Genomic DNA, 13,748 nt, shown 5'->3' on the forward strand with positions numbered 1-13,748 from the left:
AACATGATGACGCCCAATCTCTTGACCCTTTGGCCGCGCCGCCGCGCCCAGCTGATCCTGCAATCGGAGGCCGCCGAATGTGGCCTGGCCTGCCTGGCCATGGTCGCCACCTTCCATGGCCACGAGACCGACCTGCTGAGCCTGCGCCACCGCTTCGAGCTGTCCGCGCGTGGCGCCACGCTGGTGCGCATGATGCAGATCGCCGATGCGCTGGGCTTCAATCAGCGCGCCGTTCGCCTGGAGTTGCAAGAGCTGGTGCAACTGAGCACGCCCTGCATCCTGCACTGGGACCTGAACCACTTCGTGGTGCTGACCCGGGCCGATAGCAGCGGCATCACCATCCTGGACCCGGCCATGGGCGAACGCCGCCTGAGCCTGAAGGAGGCCAGCCCCCATTTCACCGGGGTGGCGCTGGAGCTGCAGCCCAATGCCAAGTTCGAGCGAAAGGCCGAGAAGACGCCGTTTGACCTGCGCATGCTGTTTGCCGGGCAGAGCGGCCTGGGCAAGGCCTTTGCGCAGATGGCCGTGCTGTCCGTGGTGCTGGAGGTGTTCGCCATCCTCATGCCCATGCTCAGCCAGTGGATCATCGATGACGTGGTGGTCACGCGCGACACGCCCTTGCTGGCGGTGCTGGCCATCGCCATCACGCTGCTGGCCCTGATGAGCCTGGGCACGCGCCTGCTGCGCAGCTGGATCGTGCTGGCCGCCAGCCTGTCGTGGCGGGTCACCTCGAGCGCCAACGTGTTCCGCTACATGCTCAAGCTGCCGCTGGCTTACTTCGACAAGCGCCACACGGGTGATGTGCTGTCGCGTTTCTCGTCGGTCTCGCACATCCAGGACACGCTCACCACCAACCTGGTGGAGGCCGTGCTCGACGGCGTGGTCAGCATCGTGACCCTGGCGATGATGTTCATCTACGCGCCCAGGCTGGCGGTGATCGGCCTGGTGGTGGCGCTGCTGTACGCGGTTGCCCGCTTTGCGGTCTACAAGCCCTTTCGGCAGGCGGCAGAAGAGCGCATCGTGCGCGAGGCCAATGCACAGAACTACCTGTTGGAGACCCTGCGTGGCGTGGCCGCCATCAAGTTCTTTGCCCAGCCCGGCTGGCGTGTGGCCGGCTGGATGAACCAGCAGGTGGGTGTGGTCAATGCCGATGTGCGCCAGCAGCGCATCTCGATGGGCTACCAGGCCGTCAACGGCGTGATCGGGGCCATCGAGCAGGGCCTGGTCCTGTACCTGGCGGCGCACATGATCATCCAGGAGCAGTTCTCCATCGGCATGCTGGTGGCCTTCCTGTCGTACAAGGAGCAGTTCCTGCACCGCACGCTGGAGTTGCTGGAGCGCCTCATCAACCTGCGCCTGCTCAAGCTGCAGGGCGAACGCCTGGCCGACATCGTGATGACCGACCCCGAGACGCCTTCACCGCCCCATGCGCTGGACGGCCTCAAGCACGACGCCCCCATGACGCTGGAGCTGCGCAACGTGACCTTCCGCTATGCGGCGGGCGAAGAGCCGGTGCTCAAGGATGTGAACCTGAGCCTGCACACCGGCCGCGCACTGGCCGTACTGGGCCCCTCGGGTTGCGGCAAGTCCACCTTGCTCAAGGTGCTGTCAGGCCAGGTGCTGCCCGAGCAGGGTGAGGTGCTGCTCAATGGCACGCCGGTAGCGCGCCTGGGCGCGCAGGCGCTGCGCAGCGTGATGGGCACGGTCTTCCAGGAAGACCAGCTGTTTTCGTGTTCGCTGTACGACAACATCGCGATGAACGATGTGGAGGCCACGCCGCAGAAGGTCGAGGCCGCCGCACGCGCCGCCTGCATCCACGACGACATCATGCGCATGCCCATGGCCTACCAGACCCTGGTCAGCGGCATGGGGGCGAGCTTGTCGGGCGGGCAGAAGCAGCGCCTGTTGCTGGCGCGGGCGCTGTACAAACAGCCCCGCTTCCTGCTGCTGGACGAATACACCTCGATGCTCGACTTCGAGACCGAGCGTCGTGTGCAGGCCTCCATCAATGCGCTGGGCTGCGGGCGTTTCATCATCACGCACCGCGAGCACAGCCTGCAGCCAGAAGACGAGGTGTTCGTGCTGCAAGCGGGCCAGTTGCACAAGCCGGGCTCGGCCGAGCCCGACCTGGCGTGCGCCTGACGGCGATTCAGGCCTTCAAGGGCTTCAGGCGCCCAGTGCCGGGTCGCTCACGCTGTGGCGGCCGGTTTCCAGGCGGCCGGCCAGGCGGCGGCTGAAGCTGGTGTCTTCCTTGACCGTGACGGTGAGGTCATACCAGCCCGCCGTGCCCATCAGGTTGGTGTCCCACTCCATGTCGCGGCCGGCAGGCACACGCACGGTGTGCGGCACCTGGCGGTGGTAGGCGTTGAAGCGGATCACGAAAGTGCGGGCCTCGTTGCTGTCGTTGTGCAGGTTTAGGCGCAGCATGTGGCGTGAGGCCACGGTGCGCACATCCAGGTCGGTGGCGGCCTTGCCATCGCCCTTGAAGTGGCGGTGGAAGCCGTTGGGGCCCAGCACCCACAGGTCGTAGCGGCCGGCATCCAACGAGCTGTCCCAGCTGTCTTGCAGCTGCTTGCCGGCCTCGACCGTGTAGCGGCGGGGCAGGCGATCCAGGTGCAGCTTGTCGTACACGTGGAAGACGGCGCCGGCGCGGCCCGTGTTGACGAAGCGCAGCTGGACGCGCTGGGTGCGCGGGTCGACATCGCTGTCCACACGCAGGTCATAAGGCAGGGCGCGCGAGGGGCGGATGCCGCGTGCCTGGCCCGGCAGGCTCTGCGCCGATTCGGCGGGCACGGCCACCTGCGCCAGGGCCTCTTGCTGCGCGCGCAGGGCATCGGCTTCTTCACGTGTCAGCGTGGGCAGCGTGGGCAGGGTCTCGTCATTGGGGTTGACGAAGTTCAGTGTGGAGGTGAGGTCACCGGCCACGGCACGGCGCCAGGCGCTGATATTGGGCTCCATCACACCAAAGCGCGCTTCCAGGAAGCGGATGATGGAGGTGTGGTCGAACACCTGCGAGTTGACCCAGCCACCACGGCTCCAGGGCGAGACGATGAAGGCGGGCACGCGCGGGCCCATGCCGTAGGGGCGGCCGTCCGGGGCGGGCTGGCCGGTGGTGCCAGCGGGCTTGGGGTGCGTGAAGTACTCGGCGGCCACATCGGTGGTGGACTGGCCGGCGGCCTGACCGTTGGCGTCGAGGGCCGGGGCGGCCGGGGGCGGCATGTGGTCGAAGAAGCCGTCGTTCTCGTCGAAGTTGACGATCAGCACCGTCTTGCTCCAGACCTCGGGGTTGGCGGTCAGGGCATTGAGCACTTCCTGCACATACCAGGCGCCCTGCACGGGGCTGGAGGGGCCGGGGTGCTCGCTGTAGGCCTCGGGGGCCACGATCCACGACACCTGGGGCAGGTGCCCGTCCAGCACATCCTGCTTGAAGCTGCCCAGGAAGCCACCATCGGGCATGGTGTTGGTCACGCCCTTGAGCAGCGGGCTGATGGCGTCCATGCTGGGGTCATACGGCATCAGCGGCGAGGCATTGGGGATCGTGGCCAGCGCCTTGTAGGCGGCCTCGCGGTACTGCTTGAAGCCCACCAGCGAGTTGTCGGTGAAGTTGTCCGGCAGGTTCTGGTAGACCTTCCAGCTCACGCCGGCGGCCTGCAGGCGCTCGGGGTAGGTCGTCCAGGTGTAGCCCTCGTTGGCCGGGCCGAAGTCATCCCATTCATTGACGACGGAGGCCACACCGGCACCGGTCGGGCCATTGGTGCCCGTCCACATGAACAGGCGGTTGGGGTTGGTGCCGCCTTGCAGCGCGCAGTGGTAAGCGTCGCACACGGTGAAGGCATTGGCCAGCGCGTACTGGAAGCCGACTTCGGCCTCGGTGTAGTAGCCCATGGCGTTGTCGTGCTTGTACTTGGGCCACTGGCTCATGCGGCCGTTGTCCCATGCGGCCTGGGCGTTGCCCCAGGCGTGCGGCGTGCCGTTGACGCGTTGGGCGTTGCCTTGCGTGCTGTCGAGGTGGTAGGGCAGCACGGTGCGGGTGCCATTGCCTTGTTCCCACACGCTCTTGCCCTCGGGCAGCGGGATGGTCAGGTGGTCACCAAAGCCACGCACACCGCGCAGCTTGCCGAAGTAGTGATCGAAGGAGCGGTTTTCCTGCGTGAGGATCACCACGTGCTGCACGTCCTTGATGCTGCCCGTCTTGTGGTGGGCGGGGATCTCCAGTGCGCGCGCGATGGCGGCGGGCATGGCCGAGGCAGCCGATGCGGCGGCGGCGGCTTGGGCGGTGGCGGTCAGGAACTGGCGGCGGTCGATGGGCGTCATGGGCGAAACCTCTGCAAGCGGTGGATGAAGCCCTGGCATCGTGACGGCGTGATGTGAAAAACCGCACAGAACGGGATGGCCCGAACGGTTCTGGGTTTGCCGGATGGCGCGGCCCTTGGGCAAGCGCTAAGCTGTTGGGCATGCCCACACCTGATGTCTTGCCTGGCACGGCCTTGCCCCTGGCCCCTTCCACAGAGGTCGCCGAGGTGGCCGGGCCTTCTCGTCCATCGAGCCCGCCCAGCCCCTGTGTGCGCCTGTGCACGCTGGACGAGCAGGACGTCTGCGTGGGCTGTGGCCGCACGATCGCGGACATCACGAGCTGGAGCAAGATGCCCGATGCCGACAAGGCGGCCTGTGTGGCCCGCGCCCGCGAGCGCTTGTTGGCTCTGGGGCGGCCACTGCCGCCTTATCCCCCGCCGGCTGTGTTGCCCAGGCGTTGAGGTGAATGGGCCTCACAGGGCCTCACAGCGACATCGGCGAAACGTAGCCCGTCATCTCCAGATAACCCTGGCCGATAACGCGGCCTTGTGCGTCCAGCAGGTCGCTCAGGCCCTCCCAGTAGACGCCGCCGGTGCTCTGGCGGCTGTCGAGCTCCTGTTGGTCCAGCCGAGGCCTGACCTGGTAGCGGGTGCCGGCCACGTCGATTTGCCATTGCACCGGGTAGCGCGCGCCGGTGGCGGGGCTGGCCCAGATGCGCTGCGGCGTGAAGCGCACCTCGTCAGGTTGGAAGGCGCGCGTGGCCTGGCCAGGGCGCCGCAGGCTGCCACCCGCCCACAGCGTGCTGCCGTCCTGGCGGCGCAAGCGGAAGGCGGTCAGCGCGCTGCCATCGTGCAGGTTCATGCCGATCCAGTCCCAGCCCACGGCGGCGGGATCCAGCAAGGTCTCGCCCCATTCGTGGTCCAGCCAGGCCTGGCCCTGGACGGCCTGCGTGTGGCCGTGGTGTTGCAGTTGGCCCTGCACCGCCAGGTGCGGTTGCGAGTAGTAGTGGCTGGCGTTGATGGGATTGGGCCCTTTGCGTGAGAAGCCGGCCTCGCCTTGCAGCAGCACCGGCTGCGTCTGCGTGAAGGCCAGGTCGAGCGTGAAGTCCCGCGCGGCCACGTGGCTGGTGTAGCGGCTTTGCGCGGCCGGGCCGCTGCGCTGCAGTTGCCAGTCGCGCAGCTTGACCCGGGTGTCGCCCACGGCGGCATCGGCCAGATCGAAGCCCGCCCGTGCGATGCGCTGGTCATGCAGCAGGCGGCCTTGCTGCAGGTCGGTCAGGGCCGCGTGCGCGAACACCAGCTGGTGTGTGGCGAAGGCACTGTGGCTGGTGCGGGCCGCGTCCACACGGGTGCGAAAGAAGGTGATCTGGAAGCCGTAGCCTGGCGGTGATGCGGGTGTGTTTGATGAGGCGGTCTGAGTCTGCGCCTGGGGCTGCAATTGGCCCGTGATGTACCACCACTCGGTGCGGTAGGCCGGGTGGGCACCGAAGTCCTGTGGGAAGCGCAAGGGCGTGCCGGCCCGGATGAGCGGGGCGGCGGACGCCGGTGGTGCGTTGCGGCTGGGCCGGTCAGGCGTGGCTGCATCGTCAGCCCTGCCCGCTTGGTGGGCCTCACCGGCGTGCGCCTGGCGTGGCAGCCACAGCGCAGCCCCCCAGGCCGAGGCCAGGGCCAGCAGCTCGCGACGGCGTGGCGCGTGCGGCGGGGGCATGTGAGGGGGCGTGTTCTCAGGCACTTACCAATCCTCCTTGACGGCCATGACCGCATCGCGGCTGACCGCGGCCCGCCCGGCGCTCAAGGCGGTGAGGGTGCCGGCGGCCACCACGCTGGCACACAGCGCGGCCAGGCGCGGCCAGGGCAGCATCATGTCCATGGTCCAGTGAAAGCTTTGCGGGTTGACCACGTGCACCAGCACCACGCTGACCGCCAGCCCCAGCGCCAGGCCCAGCAGCGCGCCCACGGTGCTGAGCGCCGCACCCTCGCCGGCCACGGTAGCCAGGATCTGCGCGCGCGTGAAGCCCAGGTGGGCCAGCAGGCCGAACTCCTTGCGCCGCGCCAGCACCTGCGCCGAGAAGCTCGCCGCCGTGCCGAACAGGCCGATGCCGATGGCCACGGCCTGCAGCCAGTAGGTCACGGCAAAGCTGCGATCGAAGATGCGCAGCGTGGTCTGGCGGATCTCGCGCGGCTCGGCGAACTCGATGAGTTCGCCGCCCAGGCCCTGCGCACGGGCGCGTTCACGGATGGCCTGCTGCACATCGGGCGTGCGGGTGGCCGGCGCCAGCCACAAGGCCAGGTCGTTGATGTCGGTGTCGCCGCTCAGGCGCTGGTAGTCGGCCTGATCGATGACGATGGCGCCCTGCTGGCGGGCGTAATCGCGCCACACGCCGCGTACATAGGCTGGCACCGGCGCCTGACCGGCGAGCAGGGGCAAGGCCAGCATCGTGCCGGGGCGGGTGCCGTACAGGTCCACCATGGCTTCGCTGACGAAGATGTTGATGGCGTCCAGGCGTGGCGGCAGCAGCTCGCCAGTCAGCGGCAGGCTGCGTTGCGCGGCGTCCGTGGCCTGCCCGATCGGCCGGGCGATCAAGGCCACCGGCGCCAGGTCAGGGCGCAAGCTCAGGCTGCTGAGGCGGATGCCCACCACCCGCTGCACACCGGGGATGCGTGCGATGTCGGCCAGCAAGGCGGGCGTGAGGTGCTGGGTGTCGTTGCCGCTGCTGGTCTTGGCCGTGCGGGCGTACAGGTCGGCCGGCAGCACCACGTCCAGCCAGGAGGTGACCGAGCTTCTGAAGCTGGCCACCATCACCGTCAAGGCCACGGACAGGCTCAGGCTGGCGACCACGCCGGCCATCACCACGGTGGCCGTGTGGCGCATGCGGCGTGCGCGCTCCAGCGACAGCATCAGCGTGGCATGGCGGGCCAGGGCGTGGCGCGGCCACAGGCGCAACAAGGCGCCCACCGTGGCGGGCACGCAGGCGATGCCGCCCACCAGCAGGCAGGCCACCGCCAGATAGGCCGCCAGCGGCACACCGGCCACGGGTGGCAGGCGCGTGAGGCCCACGCCCAGGAGCAGGAGTGCCGGCCCCAGCCACCAGCCCCGGGTGTGGCGCGTCACGTCACCCAGGCCTTTGAGTGCTTGCGCCGGTGCCAGGCGCTGGGCCATGCGCGCCGGCACCAGGCCGCCCACCATGGCGGCCAGCACGCCCAGCGCGCCATACACCAGTGCCGCCTGCAGCGACCACTGCAGGTGGGGCGTGATGCCAGGGAAGTAGCCCCCACCCAGGTCACCCGCCAGCAGGCGCAACGCGGCCGCGGCCAGGCCCGTGCCCAAGGCGATGCCGAGGGCCGCGCCCATCAGGCCGATGAAGGCCGACTCCCACAGCACCAGCTGCAGACGTTCACGCGCGCCCAGGCCCAGCACGCCCAGCAGCGCGAACTGCTGCTGGCGCTTGGCCACCGACAGCGACAGGATCGAGAACACCAGGAAGGCGCCCGTGAACAGCGCCACCAGGGCCAGCACGGTGAGGTTCACGCGGTAGGCGCGCGACATGTTGGACACGCGCTGGGTCGCATCCTCGGCCGAATCGCTGAGCACGCCCGCTGGCAGCTTCAAGGCGTCGAGCACCTCGCTGGCTTGAGCGCCACCGGCCAGCTTGATGTCCAGGCGCGTGATCTGGCCCGGGGTGCCAAAGGTGTCCTGGGCCCCGGCGATGTCCATCACGCCCAAGGGCTCGCCTTGCGCGGCCACGGTGCCGATCACACGCAGCGTGAGCAGCTTCAGCCCGGTCTGTACCTGCAGCGTGTCGCCGGGGTGGGCGCCCAGGCTGCGCTGGGCCGCGAGGTTGAGCGAGATGGTGTCGGTGGCCAGCAAGGCAAGCCGGTCATGGGCCTGGATGGCCGCGTCGAGCTGCGGCCACAGGCCGGGCGAGAGCGGCGCGGCCACCAGCGGGTCCAGGCCGATGACGCGCAGGCTGGTGGTGGTCGGGTTCGCACGGGCGGGGCTGGCTTGGTCAATGGTTTGGGTGCTGCTTTGGCGGGGGCCACGCGCCTGCGTCACCACCTCGATGACCGGGCTGGCCAGGGCCACTTGCGGGTGGCTGGCCACACGCGTGTACAGGGTCTCGTCCAGCCCGCCGTGGGCGGCGCGCAGGCTCAGGTCTGCCTGGCCATTGACGGCGCGCACCGCCGCGCTGAACTCGCTGAGTGCCGAGGCATTGATCAGGTGCACGGAAAACGCCAGCGCCACGCCCAGCAAGACGGCCAGCACCGCCGTGGCGTGGCGCACGCCATGGTGGCGCAGCTCCTGCCATGAAAAGTGGCGCAGCAGGCGCCAGACGGGTGAGCCGAGTCGCGAGTCCAATAGCGCGTCAGGTGGCATCGTGCAGCCCATGCTGCGTGAGACGCATGACGCGGTCGGCCAGCTTGGCCGCGGCCTGCGAGTGCGTGACCATGATGCAGGCGGCGCCGTGTTCCCGGGTCTGGGCCACCAGGGCGGTCATGATCTTGTCGGCGGTGTCGGGGTCCAGGTTGCCGGTGGGCTCGTCGGCCAGGATCAGGGCGGGGCGGTGGATGAGGGCACGGGCAATGGCCACGCGCTGCAACTGGCCACCGGAGAGCTCCTGCGGCAAGCGCGCACCCAGGCCATCGAGGCCGACCGCTTTGAGCGTATCTTGCACGCGGGCGTCATCGGGCTGGCCCAGCAGCATCAGGGGCAGGGCCACGTTCTGGGCCACGTCCAGATGGGGCAGCACGTGGAAGGCCTGGAAGACGAAGCCCAGGTGCTGGCGCCGGAACAGCGCCTGGGCCTGGTCGTCGAGCTGCGTGATGTTGGTGTCCAGCACCTTGACGTGGCCTTCGGAGACCGTGTCCAGGCCGGCCAGGCAATTGAGCAGGGTCGATTTGCCGACGCCGGATTCACCCACGATGGCGACGAACTCGCCGGGGGCGACGTCGAGGTCGACATGCGAGAAAACCGGCTCCGAGCCGTAGCGTTTACACAGGTTTCGGACTTGCAGCATGGGTGCAAGCATATCGGGTGTGGTGGGGATGCGTTGTGGGCGTTTTCCGGGAGCATGTCTGGTGAGGCCGTGCATTCGGGTGATGAAGCGCTTTTGCGTTGCAAACGCAGGTCGGGGGATGAGGCGGCACCCGTCAGGGCTTCAATGTTGACGGTCCTGCCGCTGGCAGGACTCCCCTGCGCTGCGCGTGCCAAGGTGGCGCCGTGGAACTCGCTACGCAGACTTTGTCTGCTGCGCTCGAACAACCACGGCAAGTCAGTTGATGGATGCGCGCTGCGCGCGCCCACCTTGTCACTGCGCTGCTCGGCGTCAACAAGGCGCCCTGCCGGGTACCGCCTCATCCCTTGTTCCGACCTGCTGGTGGCGTGCCACGGCCTTTCTTCGCATGCCACGAGCGGGGCGCAAAAAGGACTGAGCCGGCGTTTGGCTGGGCGCCTTGTTGACGCCGAGCACCACAGCAATGGGTTTGGCGCGCGTGAGCGCGCTTCGTCATCTGACTGGCCCGATATGTTTGAACGCAGCGGCGCAGCCGCGTAGTGAGTTGGAGGGCCCAAACCCATTGCGAGGCGCGCAGGGCAGTCCCGCTTGCAAAGCGGGACCGTCAACATGAAGCCCGGCCAAATGTCGGCTCAGTCCGCGCCCCGCGCTGCAACGACAAAGCGCCCCACGAAGGAGGCGCTCAAGTTGTCAGCAAGTGATCGGGTAGCAGATCAGACGCGAACCTGCGCGGCACCCTCGTCCACATTCAAGTGCTTGTCCGCACCACGCCCGTCATCGCTGGCCACCGCCACAACGTCATCAACCCGATAGCCATCCCGCAACTCGCGCACCAGCATCCCCTGGTCCAGTTCGCCTTCCCACTTCGCCACCACGATGGTCGCCACGCTGTTGCCGATGAAGTTGGTCAAGGCACGCGCCTCGGACATGAAGCGGTCCACACCCAGGATCAGCGCCAGCCCCGCCACCGGCACATCCGGCACCACCGCCAGCGTTGCAGCCAGCGTGATGAAGCCTGCGCCCGTCACGCCCGAAGCGCCCTTGGACGTCAGCATCGCCACACCCAGGATGCTCAACTGCTGCGTCAGCGACAGGTCAATGTTCAAGGCCTGTGCCACGAACAGCGCCGCCATCGTCAGGTAGATGTTGGTGCCATCCAGGTTGAAGGAATAACCCGCCGGCACCACCAGCCCCACCACCGACTTCGCGCAACCCAGGCGCTCCAGCTTGGCCATCAAAGGCACCAGCGCCGACTCCGACGAAGACGTGCCCAGCACCGTCAACAACTCTTCCTTGATGTAGGCAATGAAGCGCAGGATGTTGAAGCCCGTCAGCGCTGCGATCGTGCCCAGCACCACCAGCACGAACAGGCCGCAGGTCAGGTAGAAGCTGCCCATCAAGGCGGCCAGGGGCTTGAGCGCCGCAAAGCCGTACTTGCCCAACGTGAACGCCATCGCGCCGCCTGCACCGATCGGGGCCAGCTTCATGATCGCGTTCATCATCGCGAAGAAGATGTGCGAGCACTCTTCAATGAAGGCATGCACCGCGCGGCCCTTGGTGCCCATGTGCTGCATGGCATAACCAAACAGCAGCGCCAGCAACAGCACCTGCAGCAGGTCACCCGAGCCCGTGAACGCATCCGTGAAGGTCTTGGGGATGATGTGCAGCACAAAGTCCACCGAGCTTTGCTCGCCCGCCTTCTTGGCATACGTCGACACGGCCGCCGCATCCAGCGTGTGCGGATCGGCATTGAAGCCATGACCCGGCTTGAGCACATTGACCACCACCAGGCCAATGGCCAGTGCCAGTGTGGACACCAGCTCGAAGTACACGATGGCCTTCACGCCCACGCGCCCGACCTTCTTCATGTCACCGCCATTGACGATGCCCAGCACCACCGTGCAGAAGATGATGGGGCTGATCAGCATCTTCACCAGCGCGATGAAACCATCGCCCAGCGGCTTGAGCTTGACGCCGATCTGCGGCTCGACGATGCCGATGCAGCCGCCCGCGATGATGGCCAGCACGACCCAGAAATACAAGTGTGAGGTGAGACGCTTCATGGTGGCTCCAATCGTGACGGCCCATACCTGGCCGAAGCATGGGGAGCAAGATTAGCGATTTCAGGTGTGCTTAAACATGTGGCATCCCACATGCGTGATGGTGGCGGGCCAGCGCGCGCGCAGGCGCCCGGTTATGCTGCGGCCCTGCCCCGGTTTCACGATGGGCCACAGGAGACACCAGCATGTTCAAAGGCATCCTCATTGAAAAAGACGAGCAGGGTTACCGCGCCGCGCTCAAGGACATCGACGACGCAGCCCTGCCTGAAGGCAACGTGACCGTGCGCGTGTCGCACTCCACGCTCAACTACAAGGACGGCCTGGCCATCACCGGCAAGTCCCCCGTGGTGCGCAAGTTCCCCATGGTGCCCGGCATTGACCTGGCCGGCGTGGTCGAGGCCAGTAGCCATGCCGATTACAAGGTGGGTGACGCGGTGGTGCTCAATGGCTGGGGCGTGGGCGAAACGCACTGGGGCGGCCTGGCGCAGCGCGCGCGCCTCAATGGCGACTGGCTGGTGCCCCTGCCCACCGCCTTCACACCTGCGCAGGCCATGGCCATTGGCACGGCCGGCTACACCGCCATGCTGTGCGTGATGGCCCTGGAAGACCATGGCGTCACGCCGGACAAGGGCGAGGTGCTGGTCACGGGTGCCGCCGGCGGTGTGGGCAGCGTGGCCGTGTCCATCCTGGCCAGGCTGGGCTACCAGGTCGCGGCCGTGACGGGCCGCCCGCAAGAAGCCGATTACCTCAAGAGCCTGGGCGCCACCACCGTGCTGGACCGCGCCGAATTTTCATCAGCTGGCAAGCCCCTGGCCAAAGAGCGCTGGGCCGGCGCCGTCGACACCGTGGGCAGCCACACGCTGGCCAATGTCTGCGCTTCAACCAAGTACCGCGGCACCGTGGCCGCCTGCGGCCTGGCCGGTGGCATGGACTTCCCCTCCACCGTCGCGCCCTTCATCCTGCGCGGCGTGACCCTGGCCGGCGTGGACAGCGTGATGTGCCCGCGCGCCATCCGCCTGAAAGCCTGGCAGCGTCTGGCCACCGACCTGGACGTCAGCAAGCTCGCGCTGATCACGCAGGAGATCGGTCTGAGCGATGCGATCTCGATTGCACACAAGCTCATCGAAGGGCAGGTGCGCGGCCGCGTGGTGGTCAAGGTGGATGCCTGATGGATGCCTGGCCTTGTGCGAATCGGTAGCAAACGAGACACCTCGTAACGCTCGCACCGTGGCCCACTCGTGAAATTACAAGGGAGATCAGCCGTGAATCGTGTGTATCAAACAATCTTGTTGACTTGGATGCTGTCCGGGCTCGTAGCCTGTGGCGGGGGTGGCGGCGGCGGCGGCAACGCGCTGCCCTCGGCGGAAACCGGCACGGCGCCTGCGCCCTTGACCGGCGGGCGCACCGCCAGCTCGACCTGCGGCACATCGTCCACGGCGTCAGGCGTGTACTACGCCCAGATGAACCGCGCGAACCTGGGCGCAGGCGCCTCGCTCAACGGGGCCTTGCCCTTCCCGGCCGACAACGCCTGGAACCAGGACATCAGCAACTGCCCGGCGGACCCGGATTCAGACCAGCTGATCGCCAAGATCGGTGCGGCCACGGGCTTGCACCCGGACTTTGGTGCCGGCCTGTACAACGGTGCGCCCATCGGCTTTCCTTACGTGGTGGTGTCGGGCACACAAGCCAAGGTGCCCATGCACTGGACGGCCTACGGTGCTGAAAGCGACCCCGGGCCCTACCCGGTGCCCGCCAACGCGCCCATCGAGGGCGGCGCCACGTCCTCGGGGGACCGCCATGTGCTGGTGATCGACCGCGACAACCTGCGCCTGTACGAAATCGGCGGGGCCTACCCGCAAATCGATGGCAGCTGGAACGCCCTGGTGGGCGCCATCTTCCACCTGGACAGCAACAATGTGCGCCCCACCGCACAGCCCGGCTGGACCAGCGCCGACGCCGCCGGCTTGCCCCTGTTCCCGGGCCTGGCCCGTTATGAGGAAGCGGCCCGCGGCCCGGGTGGCATCCGCCATGCCCTGCGCTTCACCGTGTCCTCATCGCGTGCGGCCTATGTGCCACCCGCTTCGCACTGGGCACCTGCCAGCCCGTCCACCTACTCGGCGCCCATGGGCATGCGCGTGCGCCTGAAGGCCAGCTACGTGATCCCCGCCAGCTTCAGCACCGAAACCCGCGCCCTGCTCACCGCCATGAAGACCTACGGCATGATCGTGGCCGACAACGGCTCGAACTGGTATGTCAGCGGTGCGCCGGATGACCGCTGGAACAACGACAATCTGGTGTCCGAGCTGGCCCAGGTCAAGGGCAGCAACTTCGAGGTGGTGCGCATGGACGGCCTGGTGGTGGGCCCCTGAGCGGGCACGCACCAC

General features: G+C 67.7%; 9 protein-coding genes. 4 read left to right on the plus strand and 5 right to left on the minus strand.

From position 1 onward, the window contains the following. Window positions 1–3 precede the first annotated feature (3 nt). Window positions 4–2,142: a peptidase domain-containing ABC transporter gene (locus tag JY96_RS11625; RefSeq protein ID WP_035042418.1), complete on the plus strand. Its 2,139-nt coding sequence runs from the start codon at window positions 4–6 to the stop codon at window positions 2,140–2,142. Between the two features lie 24 nt (window positions 2,143–2,166). Here JY96_RS11625 and JY96_RS11630 read toward each other — a convergent pair whose 3' ends face one another. After that, the gene (locus JY96_RS11630; protein ID WP_035037591.1) at window positions 2,167–4,314 is read right to left on the minus strand and encodes a phosphocholine-specific phospholipase C; all 2,148 of its coding nucleotides are present in this window, start codon (window positions 4,312–4,314) and stop codon (window positions 2,167–2,169) included. A 140-nt stretch (window positions 4,315–4,454) separates the two neighbouring features. On the opposite strand from JY96_RS11630, the gene JY96_RS11635 reads away from it, so the two are divergent. Continuing rightward, the gene (locus JY96_RS11635) at window positions 4,455–4,754 is read left to right on the plus strand and encodes a DUF1289 domain-containing protein (RefSeq protein ID WP_081961632.1); all 300 of its coding nucleotides are present in this window, start codon (window positions 4,455–4,457) and stop codon (window positions 4,752–4,754) included. Window positions 4,755–4,776: 22 nt separating this feature from the next. Here JY96_RS11635 and JY96_RS11640 read toward each other — a convergent pair whose 3' ends face one another. From JY96_RS11640 to JY96_RS11655, 4 genes are all read right to left on the minus strand, one after another. Then, on the minus strand, window positions 4,777–6,000 hold the full coding sequence (locus tag JY96_RS11640) for a lipocalin-like domain-containing protein (protein WP_035037593.1): 1,224 nt from the start codon (window positions 5,998–6,000) through the stop codon (window positions 4,777–4,779). A 24-nt stretch (window positions 6,001–6,024) separates the two neighbouring features. After that, window positions 6,025–8,649, minus strand: a complete 2,625-nt coding sequence (locus JY96_RS11645) for an ABC transporter permease (protein WP_235333906.1) — start codon at window positions 8,647–8,649, stop codon at window positions 6,025–6,027. Window positions 8,650–8,656: 7 nt separating this feature from the next. After that, the gene (locus JY96_RS11650; RefSeq protein WP_035037595.1) at window positions 8,657–9,307 is read right to left on the minus strand and encodes an ABC transporter ATP-binding protein; all 651 of its coding nucleotides are present in this window, start codon (window positions 9,305–9,307) and stop codon (window positions 8,657–8,659) included. 710 nt (window positions 9,308–10,017) lie between these two features. Beyond that, a complete protein-coding gene (locus JY96_RS11655) occupies window positions 10,018–11,367 on the minus strand; it encodes a dicarboxylate/amino acid:cation symporter (RefSeq protein WP_081961206.1) in 1,350 nt (449 codons plus the stop codon). Window positions 11,368–11,549: 182 nt separating this feature from the next. On the opposite strand from JY96_RS11655, the gene JY96_RS11660 reads away from it, so the two are divergent. Together JY96_RS11660 and JY96_RS23950 are read left to right on the plus strand one after the other, a co-directional pair. Then, window positions 11,550–12,533, plus strand: a complete 984-nt coding sequence (locus JY96_RS11660; RefSeq protein WP_035037597.1) for an MDR family oxidoreductase — start codon at window positions 11,550–11,552, stop codon at window positions 12,531–12,533. A gap of 129 nt (window positions 12,534–12,662) precedes the next feature. Next, the gene (locus tag JY96_RS23950) at window positions 12,663–13,733 is read left to right on the plus strand and encodes a hypothetical protein (protein WP_052162435.1); all 1,071 of its coding nucleotides are present in this window, start codon (window positions 12,663–12,665) and stop codon (window positions 13,731–13,733) included. The last annotated feature ends 15 nt before the right edge of the window (window positions 13,734–13,748 follow it).

The sequence above is a fragment of the Aquabacterium sp. NJ1 genome (genome assembly GCF_000768065.1).
Lineage (GTDB): Bacteria > Pseudomonadota > Gammaproteobacteria > Burkholderiales > Burkholderiaceae_C > Aquabacterium.